Origin of the sequence: Pseudomonas sp. Kh14, assembly GCF_900291005.1 — a bacterium.
GTDB lineage: Bacteria > Pseudomonadota > Gammaproteobacteria > Pseudomonadales > Pseudomonadaceae > Aquipseudomonas > Aquipseudomonas alloputida.
The window spans coordinates 765,731-782,799 of the sequence record NZ_OLKJ01000038.1; the positions used below are offsets into that span (position 1 = coordinate 765,731).

Below are 17,069 nucleotides of genomic sequence, written 5' to 3' on the forward strand. Positions count from 1 at the left end.
TATTGGCTGGTGAATTTTTATACTATCGAGTCCGCCTGCCCATTAATGGGCTGCACGCCCACCGCAATTGCTACTGAGGAAGACCATGGCCCGCGTAACTGTTGAAGACTGCCTGGAACACGTGGATAACCGCTTTGAGCTGGTCATGCTCTCGACCAAGCGCGCTCGCCAGCTGGCGACCGGCGGCAAAGAGCCACGCGTTGCGTGGGAAAACGACAAGCCAACCGTTGTTGCCCTGCGTGAAATTGCCGAAGGCATCGTCACCAACGAGTTCATCGCCGCTGAAGAGATCGTCACCGAGGATCCGGTGTTCGCCGCGTTCGAGGACGAGAACAACGAGGCTGTCTGATTGATGCCAGGTCGACGTCGTACGGCGCAAGGCCCTCTTCCTCGGCAGGAGGTGAACCCATGCCGGGTATAGAAGCCTTGGCCGAACGGCTTTCGACCTATCTTGGCCCCGAACAGGTCAACCTGGTCCGGCGCGCCTATTTCTACGCCGAACAGGCCCACGATGGGCAACGCCGCCGCAGCGGCGAGCCCTACGTGACCCACCCGCTGGCCGTGGCCAGCATCCTCGCCGACATGCACATGGACCATCAAAGCCTGATGGCGGCCATGCTGCACGATGTGATCGAAGACACCGGCATCGCCAAGGAAGCCCTCAGCCAGCAGTTTGGCGAGACCGTGGCCGAACTGGTCGATGGGGTCAGCAAGCTGACCCAGATGAATTTCGAGACCAAGGCCGAGGCGCAGGCGGAAAACTTCCAGAAGATGGCCATGGCCATGGCCCGCGATATCCGCGTGATCCTGGTCAAGCTGGCCGACCGCCTGCACAACATGCGCACCCTGGAAGTGCTGTCTGGCGAAAAACGCCGGCGCATCGCCAAGGAAACCCTCGAAATCTACGCCCCCATCGCCAACCGCCTGGGGATGCACACCGTGCGCGTGGAGTTCGAAGACCTTGGTTTCAAGGCCATGCACCCGATGCGCTCGTCGCTGATTCATCGTGCAGTGAAGAGCGCGCGCGGCAACCGCAAAGAGATCGTCGCCAAGATCGAGCACTCGCTGGCCAACTGCCTGGCCGCCGACGGCATCGAGGGCGAGGTCAGCGGTCGGCAGAAACACCTCTATGGCATCTACAAGAAGATGCGCGGCAAGCGCCGTGCCTTCAACGAGATCATGGACGTGTATGCCTTCCGCATCATCGTCGACAAGGTTGACACCTGTTACCGCGTGCTCGGCGCCGTACACAACCTGTACAAGCCGCTGCCCGGACGCTTCAAGGATTACATCGCGATCCCCAAGGCCAACGGCTACCAGTCGCTGCACACTACCCTGTTCGGCATGCACGGCGTGCCCATCGAAATCCAGATCCGCACCCGCGAAATGGAAGAGATGGCCAACAACGGCATCGCCGCGCACTGGCTATACAAGTCAAACGACGACGAGCAGCCCAAGGGCAGCCACGCGCGTGCCCGCCAGTGGGTCAAGGGTATCCTCGAACTGCAGCAACGTGCCGGCAACTCCCTGGAATTCATCGAGAGCGTGAAGATCGACCTGTTCCCGGACGAGGTCTACGTGTTCACGCCCAAAGGCCGGATCATGGAGTTGCCCAAAGGCTCCACGGCCGTCGACTTCGCCTACGCGGTGCACACCGACGTCGGCAACAGTTGCATCGCGTGCCGCATCAACCGCCGCCTGGCGCCGCTGTCCGAACCGCTACAAAGCGGCTCGACAGTGGAAATCGTCAGCGCCCCGGGCGCTCGGCCAAACCCGGCCTGGCTCAACTTTGTGGTCTCGGGCAAGGCACGCACGAATATCCGCCATGCGCTCAAGCAACAGCGCCGCTCGGAGTCCATCAGCCTGGGCGAGCGCCTGCTGAACAAGGTACTCACTGGCTTCGACAGCAGCCTGGAGAAAATCCCCCAGGACCGCATCCAGTCTATTCTCGCCGAGTACCGCCTGGAGCTGATAGAAGACCTGCTCGAAGACATCGGCCTGGGCAACCGCATGGCCTACGTGGTCGCGCGCCGCCTGCTGTCGGCCGAAGGCGAACAGCTGCCGGCGCCAGAAGGCCCGCTGGCGATCCGCGGCACCGAAGGCCTGGTGCTCAGCTACGCCAAGTGCTGCACGCCGATCCCGGGTGACCCGATTGTCGGCCACCTGTCGGCCGGCAAGGGCATGGTCGTGCACCTGGAGAACTGCCGCAACATCAGTGAAATCCGCCACAACCCCGAAAAGTGCGTGCAACTCTCCTGGGCCAAGGACATCACTGGCGAGTTCAATGTCGAACTGCGTGTCGAACTGGAACACCAGCGCGGGCTGATCGCCCTGCTGGCCAGCAGCGTCAACGCCGCCGACGGCAACATTGAGAAGATCAGCATGGACGAACGCGACGGCCGTATCAGCGTGGTCCAACTGGTGGTCAGCGTGCACGACCGCGTGCACCTGGCGCGTGTGATCAAGAAGCTGCGTACCCTGACCGGTGTGGTCCGCATCACCCGCATGCGTACGTAGTCCGCCAACCGCAAGGAGTCATCATGAGCAAAACCGTCATCAACAGCGACAAGGCCCCTGCCGCCATCGGCACCTACTCGCAGGCGATCAAGGCCGGCAACACCGTGTACATGTCGGGCCAGATCCCTCTGGACCCGAAGACCATGGAACTGGTCGAAGGCTTCGAAGCCCAGACCGTGCAGGTGTTCGAGAACCTCAAGGCCGTGGCTGAAGCTGCTGGCGGTTCGTTCAAGGACATCGTGAAACTGAACATCTTCCTCACCGACCTGAGCCACTTCGCCAAGGTAAACGAGGTGATGGGCCGCTACTTCGAACAGCCCTACCCGGCCCGCGCCGCCATCGGCGTTGCCGCACTGCCGAAAGGCGCCCAGGTCGAAATGGACGCCATCCTGGTCATCGAATGATGCCCTGGTGACGGGCCCTGCCCGTCACCCTCCTTCCTCTGCAAGGTTACCCCGTCATGCGTCAAGCACTGCCCTTCGCGCTGGCAGCCCTGCTACTGGGCGGCTGCACCAGCCACAAACCCGAAGATTTCAACGGTATCTGGATCAACCAGGAAGCCATCACTGCGGCGGTCAAAGCCGGCAGCCTGCGCCAGGCGCTTAATGAGCACGGCCCAGTGTTCGAGTGGAAACTCGACGTGGCCAATCAGCAAGCTAGCTACAGCAATGGTTTTGAGGCCGCCGACGGCCAGCTGAGCGCCAATGAAAAGCAATGGCAGGCCCGTTTCCAAGGCGGCCAGACCGAGCAGCTTTCGCTCGATGGCGACGAGCTGCTGGCCGTCGACCAGAACGGCACCAAGCAAACCTTCGTGCGCGCCAAGACACCGGCGGCAGCCAATGCACCACTGGGCAGCAGCTTCGAGAAGGCGCTTTACCAGGCCTACCTGGGTGGTAACTGGAAGATCGTCGACGGCCAAGGCAAAGGTGCCAGTGTACGCTTCAGCGATACCGGCAACGTCACCGGCCTACCGGGGCCGGACCGCTTCGCCCTGTGTCTGGCAGGTGATTGCGCGACCATGGGTGGCAACAATGACAGCCTGTGGCTGGAGCGCAACCAGCGTGGTGCACCGTTCATCATCAAGCGCGATGGTGACAAGCTGGAGATTTTCCAGGCAGTGAACCGTGCACAGCCGGATGAAATGCCGGAGCTGGCAGCGGGCAAACGTCAGTGGGCGCTGGAGCGCAGCTGAGATGATGCGCGGTCCATGTAGGAGCGGGTTTACCCGCGAAGAAGACACCGCGGTGGATGGCACGGGCTTCGCCCGTCTTCGCGGGTAAGCCCGCTCCCACAGGGATTGCGCCAGCTTTTAGAAATTGAGCAAGACAGTTGCTCCTACAAGGCATCGCGCCAGTTGCCAGCTAGGCTTTTCCTGCCAGGATCGCGGCGTAGCCTTCCTTGTAGCTCGGATACTCAGGCGCCCAGCCCAGCGCCCGCGCACGGGCATTGCTGCAACGCTTGCTGCCAGTACGCCGCACCCGCTGCTCATCGGACCATTCGGTAACCCCCATGTACGCCCGTAGCCAGGCCACTACATCGGCCAGCGGCGCCGGGTCGTCATCGACGCCAATGTAGCAGTCGTCCAGAGCCTTGCCATCAGCATCGGCCTGCAGCAGAAACGCCAGCAGGCTGGCGGCATCTTCGGCATGAATGCGGTTGCCATACAGCGGTGGCTCCTCGGCAACGCGGTAACCTTGACGCACCTGGCTCAGTAACCACTCGCGCCCTGGGCCATAGATACCGGTTAGGCGGACCACGCTCGCCGGGATGCCGCTGGCCAGTGCCAACCGTTCAGCCTCCAGCATCACCCGTCCGGAATAGCCTTCGGGCTCGGTGGCAGCGCCCTCAGCTATCCACTCGCCGTCCTTCTGCGCATACACGCTGCTGCTGGAGACGAACAACAGCCGGCGCGGGCGTTGGCCACGCTCGGCCAACCAGGCCAACACATGGCGCAAACCATCGACATAGGCTGCCTCATAACCCGCCTCATCGTGTTGGCTGGCTGCCACGCAGTACACCAGGTAATCCAGCGCGCCCTGTGGCCAGGCCTGCGGCATCGACGGTTCGGCCAAGTCTGCGGCAACCGGCTGAACCCCAGCGGGCAGCTGATCGACAGAACGGCGCAGGCCGCTCACCTGCCAGCCTTTAGCCAACATCTGCTTGGCCAGGCGCCCACCCACATCACCACAACCCACCACCATCACGGAAAGGTCTGACATCTCTAAACTCCCTAGACCAATTGATCAGCCTGGCCACGCTACACGATGGGCGGCTAGACCATAGGCGAAAAAAGCTACAATATTACTTTTGTTAACAAGAATTACTTGCAATAATGACCGCCAAATTGTTCTCGGCCTACATCGAGGCCTTGGAGAACGCTCACTTTTTTCTTCATCAGGTCCGGCCAGCATGACACGTACTCAACCTTCCGCTTCGCCAACCCCGTCGCGCGCCTGGCGCGCCATCGCCGCGCTGACACTCAGCCTGGTGCTGGCCCCGGTGGCCATGGCCGATGAGCCAACCACCAACGCCGCCACACCTGCCGCTGCTACTGCCCCGGCCGCACCCGCTGCTGCCCCGGTCGATGCGCCGGCGCCTGGTGCCACTGCCACCAACTCGGCAGATACACCGGCCGCAGCAGACCCAAGCGTTCAAGCCCTGGTCGAAGACACCTCGCTGGGCATGGCCCATGACCTGTCACCATGGGGCATGTACAAGAACGCCGACATCGTGGTGAAGATCGTCATGATCGGCCTGGCCATCGCCTCCATCATCACTTGGACCATCTGGATTGCCAAAGGCTTCGAGCTGATGGGCGCCAAGCGTCGCCTGCGGGGTGAAATCGCCCAGCTGAAGAAGTCCACCACCCTGAAAGAAGCCAGCGAGGTTTCCAACAAGGAAGGCACCCTGGCCCATACCCTGGTCCACGATGCCCTCGAAGAAATGCGTCTTTCGGCTAACGCTCGCGAAAAAGAAGGCATCAAGGAGCGCGTCAGCTTCCGTCTGGAGCGCCTGGTGCATGCCAGCGGCCGTACCATGAGCAGCGGCACCGGCGTGCTCGCAACCATCGGCTCCACTGCGCCGTTCGTTGGCCTGTTCGGTACCGTATGGGGCATCATGAACAGCTTCATCGGCATCGCCAAGACCCAGACCACCAACCTGGCCGTCGTTGCCCCAGGTATCGCCGAAGCGCTGCTGGCCACTGCCCTGGGCCTGGTCGCGGCAATCCCGGCCGTGGTCATCTATAACGTCTTCGCCCGCTCCATTGCCGGTTACAAGGCGCAGGTGTCCGACGCCTCCGCCCAGGTACTGCTGCTGGTCAGCCGTGATCTGGACCACCAGGGTAGCGAGCGCGCCGCCCCGCACATGGTGAAAGTGGGGTAAGCCATGGGCCTGCATCTCAACGAAGGTGGCGACGACCTCGCCGAAAACCACGAAATCAACGTTACGCCGTTCATCGACGTGATGCTGGTGCTGCTGATCATCTTCATGGTCGCCGCCCCCTTGGCCACGGTCGACATCAAGGTCGACCTGCCGGCCTCAACCGCCAAACCGGCGCCAAGGCCAGAGAAACCGGTGTTCGTCAGCGTCAAGGCCGACCAGAAGCTGTATGTCGGCGACGATCAGGTTGCTGCACCCGACCAGCTTGGCCCGATGCTCGACGCCAAGACCAAGGGTGACAAGGAAACCACCATCTTCTTCCAGGCTGACAAAGGCGTGGATTACGGCGACCTGATGGAAGTGATGAACAACATGCGCGCGGCCGGCTACCTGAAAGTCGGTCTGGTAGGTCTCGAGACGGCAGCCAAGAAATGATGAAAACGCGCTCTAACATGGCGCGCTACGGTGGCAGCCTGGCGATCGTGCTGGGCGTGCACGTGGTCGCCGTGCTGCTGACGCTCAACTGGTCGGTGCCACAGGCCATCGAACTGCCCCCGGCAGCGATGATGGTCGAACTGGCACCGTTGCCGGAGCCTGCGCCACCACCACCCCCAAAGGCAGCTCCGCAGCCACCGGCCCCGGTCGAGGAACCACCGTTGCCGAAGCTGGCAGAAGCGCCCAAGCCCAAGATCGCCATCCCCAAGCCGCCCAAGCCGAAGGCCAAGCCCCAGCCGCCCAAGCCCGAGAAAAAGCCTGAGCCGCCGAAGGAAGCACCGCCCACCGAGCAAACGGTGGACGCACCGCCCAGCAACTCGCCACCGCAGAAGTCTGCGGCACCGGCACCGAGCATTGCGTCCAACAGCAACGCCTTGCCAACCTGGCAGAGCGACCTGCTGCGCCACCTTGCCAAGTACAAGCGTTACCCGGAAGACGCGCGCCGTCGCGGCCTGCAAGGCATGAACCGCTTGCGCTTCGTGGTCGACGCCGAAGGCAAGGTCGTGTCGTACTCCATGGCCGGCGGCTCAGGCAGTGCCGCACTGGACCGGGCGACCCTGGAAATGATCCGTCGGGCCGGCACGGTACCCAAGCCGCCACCCGAGTTGCTGAACAATGGCACGATTGAAGTCGTGGCACCGTTCGTCTACTCACTGGACCGCCGTTAAGACTTTTGTTTCTGTCACAATTCGGCAAGTCTGATAACGTGCGTCTATCGATTGCAGCCGCTATGCTGGGCCCGCAACTTCATGGACGCACGTTATGACCCTTACAGAATTACGCTACATCGTCACACTCGCCCAGGAACAGCACTTCGGCCATGCCGCCGAGCGCTGTCACGTGAGCCAACCCACCCTGTCGGTCGGTGTGAAGAAGCTCGAGGACGAGCTTGGCGTTCTGATCTTCGAGCGCAGCAAAAGCGCAGTACGCCTGACCCCGGTCGGCGAAAACATTGTCGCCCAAGCGCAGAAGGTACTGGAGCAGGCCCAGGGCATTCGCGAGCTGGCCCAGGCCGGCAAGAATCAGCTGACCGCTCCGCTCAAGGTCGGCGCTATCTACACCGTCGGCCCTTACCTGTTCCCGCACCTGATCCCGCAGCTGCACCGCGTGGCGCCGCAAATGCCGCTGTACATCGAAGAAAACTTCACCCACGTACTGCGCGAAAAGCTGCGCAACGGCGAACTGGACGCGGTGATCATCGCCCTGCCGTTCAACGAAGCCGACGTGCTGACGCTACCGCTATACGACGAACCGTTCTGCGCCCTGATGCCTGCCGACCACCCATGGACGGCGAAAAAGACCATCGACACCGCCATGCTCAATGACAAGAGCCTGTTGCTGCTTGGTGAGGGCCACTGCTTCCGTGACCAGGTACTGGAAGCCTGCCCTACCCTGAACAAGGGGGGTGAAGGCTCAAGGCACACCACGGTCGAGTCCAGCTCGCTGGAAACCATCCGTCACATGGTGGCTTCCGGCCTTGGCGTATCGATCCTGCCGCTGTCGGCAGTGCACAGCCATCACTATGCCCCCGGCGTCATCGAAGTGCGCCCGTTGACGGCACCGGCACCGTTCCGCACGGTAGCCATCGCCTGGCGCGCCAGCTTCCCGCGGCCAAAGGCCATCGAGATCCTCGCCGATTCGATCCGCCTGTGCTCGGTCGCCAAGAACCCTGCGGAACAACCGGCCTGAGTCATGAGTGAGCTGTCGAAGGTCCCGGTCACAGTACTGAAAGGTGTGGGCGAGGCGATGGCGGAGAAACTCGCCAAGGTCGGGCTGGAAAACCTGCAGGACATGTTGTTCCACCTGCCCCTGCGCTACCAGGACCGTACGCGCGTGGTGCCAATCGGCCAGCTGCGTCCCGGCCAGGATGCGGTTATCGAGGGCGTGGTCAGTGGTGCCGATGTGACCATGGGCAAGCGCCGCAGCCTGGTGGTGCGCCTGGGCGACGGCAGCGGTGTGCTGACATTGCGCTTCTACCACTTCAGCAACGCGCAGAAGGAGGGCCTGAAGCGGGGCACCCACCTGCGCTGCTACGGAGAAGCCCGCCCCGGCGCTTCGGGCCTGGAAATCTACCACCCGGAGTACCGTGCGCTGAACGGCAACGAGCCACCACCGCCGGTGGAGCAGACCCTGACGCCAATTTATCCGTCCACCGAGGGCCTTACCCAGCAACGCCTGCGCCTGTTGTGCCAGCAGAGCCTTGCGCTGCTTGGCCCGCGTAGCCTGCCCGACTGGCTGCCTGACGAACTTGCCCGGGACTACCAGCTGGCACCCTTGGACGAAGCCATCCGCTACCTGCACAACCCGCCGGCCGACGCTGACCTCGACGAGCTCGCCGAAGGCCAGCACTGGGCTCAACACCGCCTGGCCTTCGAAGAGTTGCTGACCCATCAGCTGTCGCAGCAACGCCTGCGCGAAAGCCTGCGCAGCCTGCGTGCGCCGGTACTGCCCAGGGCCACGCGCCTGCAGGCGCAATACCTGGCTAACCTGGGCTTCCAGCCGACCGGCGCGCAGCAGCGGGTAGCCAACGAAATTGCCTACGACCTTAGCCAGCACGAACCGATGATGCGCCTGGTGCAGGGCGACGTGGGTGCCGGCAAGACCGTGGTCGCTGCACTGGCGGCTTTGCAGGCGCTGGAGGCGGGCTACCAAGTGGCATTGATGGCACCCACCGAGATCCTCGCCGAGCAGCACTACATTACCTTCAAGCGCTGGCTGGAACCGCTGGGCATTGAAGTCGCCTGGCTAGCCGGCAAACTCAAGGGCAAGGCCCGGGCCGCCTCCCTGGAGCAGATCGCCAACGGCGCACCTATGGTGGTCGGCACCCACGCGCTGTTCCAGGAAGAGGTAAGGTTCAAGCACCTGGCCCTTGCGATCATCGACGAACAGCACAGGTTCGGCGTGCAGCAGCGCCTGGCCCTGCGCAAGAAGGGCGTGGCCGGCGAGCTGTGCCCGCACCAGCTGATCATGACCGCCACGCCTATTCCACGCACCCTGGCCATGAGCGCCTACGCCGACCTGGACACCTCGGTGCTCGACGAATTGCCGCCAGGGCGTACGCCGGTGAACACCGTGCTGGTGGCCGACAGCCGCCGCTTCGAAGTGGTCGAGCGGGTACGCGCCGCCTGCGCCGAGGGGCGCCAGGCCTATTGGGTATGCACGCTGATCGAAGAGTCCGAAGAACTCACCTGCCAGGCCGCCGAAAGCACCTATGAGGAGCTTGGCAGTGCGCTGGGTGAACTGAAGGTGGGGTTGATCCATGGGCGCATGAAACCGGCAGAAAAAGCCGAGATCATGGCCGAGTTCAAGGCTGGCAACCTGCAGCTTCTGGTCGCCACCACGGTCATCGAGGTGGGCGTGGACGTGCCCAACGCCAGCCTGATGATCATCGAGAACCCCGAGCGCCTGGGCCTTGCACAGTTGCACCAGCTGCGCGGCAGGGTTGGCCGGGGCAGCGCCGTGAGCCATTGCGTGCTGCTGTACCACCCGCCGCTGTCGCAGATCGGCCGCGAGCGCTTGGGGATCATGCGCGAGACCAACGACGGCTTCATCATCGCCGAGAAAGACCTTGAACTGCGTGGCCCGGGCGAGATGCTCGGCACCCGCCAGACCGGCCTACTGCAATTCAAGGTCGCCGACCTGATGCGCGACGCCGACCTGCTGCCGGCCGTGCGCGACGCGGCCCAGGCCCTGGTATCACGCTGGCCGGAACACGTCAGCCCGCTGCTGGACCGCTGGCTGCGGCACGGCCAACAATATGGCCAAGTGTGACGCCAGTCCCAGAATGGATCCAGATTTGCTCGCAGGCTGGTTATACTTCGCGTTTAAAGAAACAGTGGATACGGACCATGACTGAAGTTGCCCTGGACACCGCAACCCCACACGCCCCCTCCGTCATCAGGCTGCTGCTCGACAAGCTCGGCGTGCCCTACCGCCAGGTGGTCGAACACTCGCACCTGCCTGCGGCTTCGCGGGTGCAGGCTGTCCTTCTCGACGACGAGGTCGGCGCCCTCATGGTGCTGTTCCCGCAGAACCACCTGCTGGACCTCAACCGCCTGGCCGAGCTGACCGGGCGCAAGCTGACCGCCGTGTCGGTGCCGCGCCTGAAGCAGATGCTCGACAAGCACCACCTCAAGGCCCTGCCGGGCATCCCGGCGCTGACCAGCTCGCCATGTCAGTACGAAAAGAGCCTGCTCGACGCTGAAACTGTCTTTATCCAGTCAGGCGAAGCCGGCCTGTTGCTGGAAATCGAACGCGCGCACTTCAAGCGCATGCTGGCCAAGGCCAGCGCCAGCAGCTTCGGCCAGCAAGTCGAAGCGATCAGCCCCAATCTCGACCGCCCCGATGACGACACCCGGGAAATCACCGATGCGGTCCAGGCCTTCACTGCCCGACGCATTCAGAAACGCCTGGAAGAAACCATCGAAATTCCACCGCTCGCCGACACCGCGCAGAAGATCATCAAGCTGCGGGTAGATCCCAACGCCAGCATCGACGACATCACCGGCGTGGTCGAAACCGACCCGGCGCTGGCGGCACAGGTGGTGAGCTGGGCTGCATCGCCCTACTATGGTTCGCCGGGCAAGATCCGCTCGGTGGAAGACGCCATCGTGCGTGTGCTGGGTTTCGACCTGGTGATCAACCTGGCCCTGGGCCTGGCACTGGGCAAGACCTTGAGCCTACCCAAAGACCAACCGCAGCAGGCCACGCCCTACTGGCAACAATCGATCTACACCGCCGCGATCATCGAAGGCCTGACCCGCGCCATGCCTCGTGCAGAACGCCCCGAGGCCGGGCTGACCTACCTGGCCGGGCTACTGCACAACTTCGGCTACCTGCTGCTCGCGCACGTGTTCCCGCCGCATTTCTCGCTGATTTGCCGCCACCTTGAGGTCAACCCGCATTTGAACCACACCTATGTGGAGCAACACTTGCTGGGCATCAGCCGCGAACAGATCGGTGCCTGGCTGATGAAGCTGTGGGACATGCCAGAAGAGCTGTCGACTGCCTTGCGCTTTCAGCACGATCCGGCCTACGACGGCGAATATTTCGCGTTCCCCAACTTGGTGTGCCTGGCCACCCGCCTGCTGCGCTCGCGAGGTATAGGCTCAGGGCCACAGGAAGAGATTCCTGACGAGCTGTTGGAACGCCTGAGCATTACCCGGGACAAGGCTGAGGATGTGGTGAACAAGGTGCTCGAAGCCGAGAACCTGTTGCGTGAGCTGGCTTCGCAGTTCCACGCACCGCATTAAGCATTAACACATAGCCTGTGGGAGCGGGCATGCCCGCGAACACCGGCTAAGCCGGTGCCATGCACCGCGTCGCTTGTCTCGCGGGCACGCCCGATCCCACAGGTAAAGCATCGGCATCCCCGTTGGGCTTCAGCCTTTCTTCTTCGGTTTCAGGTATTTCATCAACCCCTGGAACCACATCACCAGCGCCGGGTTGCCCTTGATCTGGATGTGCTTGTCCTGAATCCCTTGCATGAACGCCAGCTGCTTGTTACCCGCCTGCATGGTGGCGAAGCCATAGGCGGCGTCCTTGAAGGCAATGGCGAATGCCGGCTGTGGGTGCGCGCCGCCCTTGCTGCTGATGCGTTCGTTGTTGACGATGAAGTGCCGGGCAACCTTGCCGTCCAGGGTCTGCATCTGGAACACCAGGTCCTTGCCCTTGAGCTGCTGCTGGAATGCGGGGTTATTACGGCTGGCCCTGGCCATCAACAGCCCCATGGCCCAGAGAAGAAAGCGGAACTTCATCAACGCGCCTCGAATGAAAAGTGACTAAGGCGCGCAGTTTATCCTTTTCCAGAACTATTTATGCAAGTTCGAAACATTTTACCTGCAGAAAGCACAACGGGCGCCTTGGGGCGCCCGCTTGGCCGACACTGGGGTTGTCAGGGAGCGATCACTTGCCTTTCTTGGCTGGCTTGGCGGGGGCGTTAACGCTGTCACGCAGGTTCTTGCCAGGCTTGAAGGCTACGGTATTGCTGGCCTTGATCTTGACCGGTTCCCCAGTTTGCGGGTTCTTGCCGGTACGCGCGCCGCGATGACGTTTTTCGAAGGTGCCGAAACCGACCAGGGTCACGGTGTCCTTGTCCAGGGCACCGGTGATGCTGTCGAGAATCGCGTTCAAAACCTGATTGGCCTTTTCCTTGGTCAGATCAGCCTTATCGGCGATGACGGCGGCGAGTTCTGGTTTGCGCATAGTGAAGCCTCTTTGACGGAATTCTTGTTGTTATGCCGTGCTGCCTCTGGGAGCAGCGCTCAAGGCACCGCAGGCTCTAATCTGCGGCAGACGGGAGTGAGAATGGCACGAGCTCAGGGGCCGCGCCAGTATCTGGGCGGCCATTGTGCAGGCAACAACAGGATAAATCCGACAGAACGCGCGCTATTTACGCCATAACCGGTGGCAACTGACGATTCAGCGCCAGCTTCTCCATCACCGCCGCTCCGGTCAGGGCGTAGCCCAGCAGCTTGCCGTCGGCATCAAGGCAGAGCACCTTGAGGTCAGAGCCCTGCCCCTCTACCTGCCAGATGCCTTCGCAACCCTGTGGCGCTGGCGAAACCACCACCGGACAGGCCGGGGTTTTCACGGTGATAGGCATCGGTCCGTAGGAAACTGCCGTCGGCTTACCGGCCAGGGTTTGCGCCAGCGCCCGGGCACAGCTCATCAGCGGCATCACGTACAGCAGGTTGATGCCATCGACTTCGGCACAGTCGCCAAGGGCGAAGATGTTGGCGTGTGAAGTACGTAGCTCGCGGTCTACGCTTACGCCGCGGTTGGTCTGCAGGCCGGCCGCGGCAGCCAGGTCGGTACGTGGGCGCAGGCCGATGGCCGAAACCACCAGGTCGCAGGCGATCACGCTGCCGTCCGACAGGTGCGCCTCCAGGCCTTGGGTCACCTGCTGCAGGCGGGTCAGCACCGGCCCCAAGTGAAAGCGTACTCCCAGCCCCTCCAGCCCACCCTGTACAGCCGCCGCAGCGGCCGGGTGCAGCAGGGTCGGCATGACCTGTTCGCACGGCGCCACAACGTCGACCTTGAAACCGCCCAGGCTCATGTCATTTGCGAATTCGCAGCCGATCAGGCCGGCGCCGAGGATCAGGACACGCTGCTTGCCCGCGGCGGCAGCACGGAAGCGCGCGTAGTCCTCCAGATCGTTGATCGGGAATACCAGATGGCTGCCATCACCCTCGATCGGCACTTGCACGGTCTGCGCCCCCCAGGCCAGCACCAGGTCGCGGTATTCCACGGCTTCTTCGCCGATCCACAGCCGCTTGTGGCCCGGGTCGATGCCGCTGATGCGGGTATGGGTACGGATCTCGGCGTTCAACTGCTCTGCCATGGCGCCCGGCTCTGCCATGCACAGGCCGTCGGCGTCCTTCTGCTTCGCAAAGCCCATGGAAAGCATCGGCTTGGAGTACGAACGACCATCGTCGGCGGTGATCAGCAACAGCGGCGCCTGCGCATCGAGCTTGCGAAATTCACGAGCCAGGTTGTAGCCCGCAAGGCCGGTACCGATGATTACCACAGGAGACGTCATGTCGTGCTTTCCTCGATTAACCGATGGAGATCATTTCAAAATCGCTTTTGCCGACACCGCAGTCGGGGCACAGCCAGTCTTCAGGCACATCCTCCCAACGGGTGCCGGGGGCGATGCCGTCGTCGGGCCAGCCTTCGGCTTCGTCGTAGATCAGGCCACAGACAATACATTGCCACTTTTTCATCAGGTCTATTTCCTCGGTTCAGGCTGGGGCTTGTGTTGCTGCTGATGGCCTCTTCGCGGGCAAGCCCGCTCCTACAGTGACCGCGCAGGCCTGGCGGGCTTGCCCGCGAACAGGGCCAGCTTGCAATGCGTGGAGGCTTTGTAGCGGCCCTGCCGGCAGTATGCAAGCAGTTGGGGCAATCATGCTAAGCTCGCCGCCTCTCTGGCTGTAACAAAGCATACCGACGTGTCGTACGAATCCCCGCAAGCAGCCGCTGTCGCGTGGCTGCCGTATTCACAGCTGGCGACCGACATCGACCAGCCCACCCTTGACTGGCTGTTCGACGAGGGCTCGCTGACCCGCCGCCTGACCCGTCTGTCCATCGATCACTTTTCCGTCACCCCGTTGTTCGAGGGCTGGCAGCCGTTGCGCGATGACGAATGCCAAGCGCTGGGCATCGCTGCTGGCGCCGAAGGCTGGGTGCGCGAAGTGTACCTGCGCGGCCATGGCCAACCTTGGGTGTTCGCCCGCAGCGTGGCCAGCCGCAGCGCCCTGGAACGTGGCGGTCTGGACCTGGAATCCTTGGGCAGCCGCTCGCTGGGCGAGCTGCTGTTCTGCGACCAGGCGTTCATCCGTCATCCGCTCGAAGTGTGTACTTACCCACAGGCTTGGCTGCCGTCCGAAGCTGCACATGCGGCGCTTTGGGGCCGCCGCTCGCGCTTCGAGCGCAACGGCCTGGACCTGCTGGTGGCAGAAGTGTTTCTGCCGGCATTGTGGCAAGCGGCCAAGGAGGAAAACCGCTGATGTACCTGCAACTGCTCAAGTCGCTCAACCGCCTGCATCCACGGGCCTGGGACTTCGTCCAGCTCAGCCGCATGGACCGGCCGATAGGCATCTACCTGCTGTTGTGGCCGACCCTGTCGGCAGTGTGGATTGCTGGCAATGGGTCACCCACCCTGGCCAACGTGCTCATCTTCGGCCTTGGTGTGGTGCTGATGCGCGCGGCCGGCTGCTGCATCAACGACTTTGCCGACCGCAAGGTTGACGGCCACGTCAAGCGGACCGCAGACCGCCCCTTGGCCAGCGGCCGGGTGAAGCCACGCGAGGCGCTGACACTGTTCGCGATTCTGGTCGGCGTGAGTTTCCTGCTGGTGCTGTGCACCAACAGCCGCACCGTCTGGCTGTCGTTCGGGGCGGTGGCCTTGGCGTTCTGCTACCCGTTCATGAAGCGCTACACCTACTACCCGCAGGTGGTGCTGGGGGCGGCGTATTCGTGGGGCATTCCCATGGCTTTCACAGCCGCTGGCGGTGAATTGCCGGCCGGCGCCTGGCTGCTGTACATCGCCAACCTGCTGTGGACGGTAGGCTACGACACCTACTACGCCATGGTCGACCGCGATGACGACCTGAAGATTGGCGTGAAGTCCACAGCGATCCTGTTCGGCGACGCTGATCGCAGCATCATCCTGACCCTGCAGTTGCTGTCGCTGGGCTGCCTGTTGCTGGCCGGTAGCCGCTTCGACCTGGGTGGCTGGTTCCACCTTGGGTTGCTGGGTGCGGCGGCTTGCTTTGCCTGGGAATACTGGTCAACGCGCAAGCTGGACCGGGAATCGTGCTTCAAGGCATTTCTGCACAACCACTGGGCAGGGATGCTGGTATTTATCGGAGTTGTGCTGGATTACGCGTTGCGCTGAGTAGTTTGGGGCCGCACAGCGGCCCCGGCTACCTCAAGGCTTGGCAACGTGCCAGACGTCTTTCATGCCGTCACCGGTCATGTCACCGGCCTTCTTGTCCTTGATGAAGGTATACAGCGGCTTGCCGTCGTAAGCCCACTGCATCGAACCGTCGTCACGCGTTACATGGGTCCATTTATCCTTCGGTGCTTCGTCTTCCTTCTTGACCATCAACGGTGGCCAGTTCTTGGCGCACTCGCCATTGCACATCGACTTGCCAACCGCATCCTTGTCAAAGGTGTACAGGGTCATGCCGGCATGATCGACCCACATGCCATCCTTCTCCATGGCATGGTGGGCCAACGCCACCCCCGGGAGCGCCAACGCAGTGAAAAGGGCCATCCAGCTCAGCGTATGTCGTGTCATTGGATTCACCATTGTTGCGGGGGGAAATGAGTTCGGGTTGCCATCAAAGCGGCCCTCTGTAGCCTAGTTCAGTCACGGAATGTCGCCAGAACGGCCAACACCCTGTCACACAGCTGCAATAATTCCGTTATCTAATGCGGGCCAAGACACCGAATCCAGGAGAGGTTTTGAGCATGGTAGGCAGGAACATTCTGATCGTCGACGACGAAGCGCCCATTCGCGAGATGATCGCCGTTGCCCTGGAAATGGCCGGCTATGACTGCCTGGAAGCGGAAAACTCCCAACAGGCCCACGCGATCATCGTCGACCGCAAACCGGACCTGATCCTGCTCGACTGGATGCTGCCGGGCACCTCCGGCATCGAGCTGGCCCGCCGCCTGAAGCGCGACGAGCTGACCGGTGATATTCCGATCATCATGCTCACCGCCAAGGGTGAAGAAGACAACAAGATCCAGGGCCTGGAAGTGGGCGCCGACGACTACATCACCAAACCGTTCTCGCCGCGTGAACTGGTAGCGCGACTGAAAGCCGTGCTGCGCCGCACTGGCCCGAGCGACAGCGAGGCGCCAATCGAGGTCGGCGGCCTGCTGCTCGACCCGATCAGCCACCGTGTGACCATCGACGGCAAGCCGGCCGAGATGGGCCCTACCGAATACCGCCTGCTGCAGTTTTTCATGACCCACCAGGAGCGCGCCTATACCCGCGGCCAACTGCTGGATCAGGTGTGGGGCGGCAACGTCTATGTCGAGGAACGTACCGTCGACGTGCACATCCGTCGCCTGCGCAAGGCGCTGGGTGAAGCTTACGAGAATCTGGTACAAACCGTCCGGGGCACTGGCTACCGTTTCTCGACCAAGAGCTGATCGAGTTCCCG

The 17,069-nt window shown here is 62.6% G+C and carries 19 protein-coding genes; 13 read left to right on the forward strand and 6 right to left on the reverse strand.

From position 1 onward, the window contains the following. Positions 1-85: 85 nt before the first annotated feature. From rpoZ to FQ668_RS25925, 4 genes are read left to right on the forward strand one after another with little or no spacing between them, the layout of a single operon-like run. Entirely contained in the window at positions 86-349 is a 264-nt protein-coding gene (rpoZ, locus tag FQ668_RS25910) for a DNA-directed RNA polymerase subunit omega (protein ID WP_003253383.1), read from the forward strand. A gap of 59 nt (positions 350-408) precedes the next feature. Beyond that, on the forward strand, positions 409-2,517 hold the full coding sequence (gene spoT, locus FQ668_RS25915) for a bifunctional GTP diphosphokinase/guanosine-3',5'-bis pyrophosphate 3'-pyrophosphohydrolase (RefSeq protein WP_019439069.1): 2,109 nt from the start codon (positions 409-411) through the stop codon (positions 2,515-2,517). 23 nt (positions 2,518-2,540) lie between these two features. Next, a complete protein-coding gene (locus tag FQ668_RS25920; RefSeq protein WP_009684531.1) occupies positions 2,541-2,921 on the forward strand; it encodes a RidA family protein in 381 nt (126 codons plus the stop codon). Between the two features lie 56 nt (positions 2,922-2,977). Then, a complete protein-coding gene (locus tag FQ668_RS25925; RefSeq protein ID WP_014592858.1) occupies positions 2,978-3,709 on the forward strand; it encodes a hypothetical protein in 732 nt (243 codons plus the stop codon). A 169-nt stretch (positions 3,710-3,878) separates the two neighbouring features. Here the strand turns inward: FQ668_RS25925 and FQ668_RS25935 are convergent, their stop codons facing one another. Beyond that, positions 3,879-4,736, reverse strand: a complete 858-nt coding sequence (locus FQ668_RS25935; RefSeq protein ID WP_019439068.1) for an SDR family oxidoreductase — start codon at positions 4,734-4,736, stop codon at positions 3,879-3,881. A gap of 190 nt (positions 4,737-4,926) precedes the next feature. On the opposite strand from FQ668_RS25935, the gene exbB reads away from it, so the two are divergent. The 6 genes from exbB to FQ668_RS25965 all read left to right on the forward strand — a co-directional run bounded on the left by exbB (position 4,927) and on the right by FQ668_RS25965 (position 11,645). Beyond that, positions 4,927-5,901: a tonB-system energizer ExbB gene (gene exbB / locus FQ668_RS25940; protein WP_014592860.1), complete on the forward strand. Its 975-nt coding sequence runs from the start codon at positions 4,927-4,929 to the stop codon at positions 5,899-5,901. Positions 5,902-5,904: 3 nt separating this feature from the next. Beyond that, complete coding sequence (gene exbD / locus FQ668_RS25945) at positions 5,905-6,333, forward strand: TonB system transport protein ExbD (protein WP_003253367.1); 429 nt, start codon at positions 5,905-5,907, stop codon at positions 6,331-6,333. Beyond that, a complete protein-coding gene (locus tag FQ668_RS25950) occupies positions 6,330-7,061 on the forward strand; it encodes an energy transducer TonB (protein ID WP_010955804.1) in 732 nt (243 codons plus the stop codon). Before exbD ends, FQ668_RS25950 begins: the two co-directional genes overlap by 4 nt. A gap of 94 nt (positions 7,062-7,155) precedes the next feature. Beyond that, positions 7,156-8,082 (forward strand): hydrogen peroxide-inducible genes activator, encoded by a 927-nt coding sequence (locus FQ668_RS25955; protein ID WP_003253362.1) that lies wholly within the window; start codon positions 7,156-7,158, stop codon positions 8,080-8,082. A 3-nt stretch (positions 8,083-8,085) separates the two neighbouring features. Further along, a complete protein-coding gene (recG, locus tag FQ668_RS25960; RefSeq protein ID WP_014592862.1) occupies positions 8,086-10,164 on the forward strand; it encodes an ATP-dependent DNA helicase RecG in 2,079 nt (692 codons plus the stop codon). 77 nt (positions 10,165-10,241) lie between these two features. Further along, positions 10,242-11,645 (forward strand): aminoacyl-tRNA deacylase and HDOD domain-containing protein, encoded by a 1,404-nt coding sequence (locus FQ668_RS25965; protein ID WP_014592863.1) that lies wholly within the window; start codon positions 10,242-10,244, stop codon positions 11,643-11,645. A gap of 129 nt (positions 11,646-11,774) precedes the next feature. Here FQ668_RS25965 and FQ668_RS25970 read toward each other — a convergent pair whose 3' ends face one another. The 4 genes from FQ668_RS25970 to FQ668_RS25985 form a co-directional block, all read right to left on the reverse strand. After that, positions 11,775-12,149 carry a helicase gene (locus tag FQ668_RS25970; protein ID WP_010955807.1) on the reverse strand — a complete coding sequence of 125 codons (375 nt, stop codon included), beginning with the start codon at positions 12,147-12,149 and terminating at the stop codon, positions 11,775-11,777. Between the two features lie 148 nt (positions 12,150-12,297). After that, complete coding sequence (locus tag FQ668_RS25975) at positions 12,298-12,597, reverse strand: HU family DNA-binding protein (RefSeq protein WP_003253355.1); 300 nt, start codon at positions 12,595-12,597, stop codon at positions 12,298-12,300. Positions 12,598-12,784: 187 nt separating this feature from the next. Next, on the reverse strand, positions 12,785-13,933 hold the full coding sequence (locus FQ668_RS25980; RefSeq protein WP_019439067.1) for an NAD(P)/FAD-dependent oxidoreductase: 1,149 nt from the start codon (positions 13,931-13,933) through the stop codon (positions 12,785-12,787). 16 nt (positions 13,934-13,949) lie between these two features. Continuing rightward, complete coding sequence (locus FQ668_RS25985; RefSeq protein WP_003253349.1) at positions 13,950-14,117, reverse strand: rubredoxin; 168 nt, start codon at positions 14,115-14,117, stop codon at positions 13,950-13,952. A gap of 225 nt (positions 14,118-14,342) precedes the next feature. On the opposite strand from FQ668_RS25985, the gene FQ668_RS25990 reads away from it, so the two are divergent. Then, positions 14,343-14,900 (forward strand): chorismate lyase, encoded by a 558-nt coding sequence (locus FQ668_RS25990; protein WP_012054112.1) that lies wholly within the window; start codon positions 14,343-14,345, stop codon positions 14,898-14,900. Further along, entirely contained in the window at positions 14,900-15,790 is an 891-nt protein-coding gene (gene ubiA / locus FQ668_RS25995; protein ID WP_014592865.1) for a 4-hydroxybenzoate octaprenyltransferase, read from the forward strand. Before FQ668_RS25990 ends, ubiA begins: the two co-directional genes overlap by 1 nt. Positions 15,791-15,823: 33 nt before the next feature. Here ubiA and FQ668_RS26000 read toward each other — a convergent pair whose 3' ends face one another. Next, complete coding sequence (locus tag FQ668_RS26000) at positions 15,824-16,195, reverse strand: hypothetical protein (protein WP_019439066.1); 372 nt, start codon at positions 16,193-16,195, stop codon at positions 15,824-15,826. A gap of 173 nt (positions 16,196-16,368) precedes the next feature. Between FQ668_RS26000 and phoB the strand changes: the two genes are divergently transcribed. Beyond that, a complete protein-coding gene (phoB, locus tag FQ668_RS26005; protein ID WP_003253341.1) occupies positions 16,369-17,058 on the forward strand; it encodes a phosphate regulon transcriptional regulator PhoB in 690 nt (229 codons plus the stop codon). The last annotated feature ends 11 nt before the right edge of the window (positions 17,059-17,069 follow it).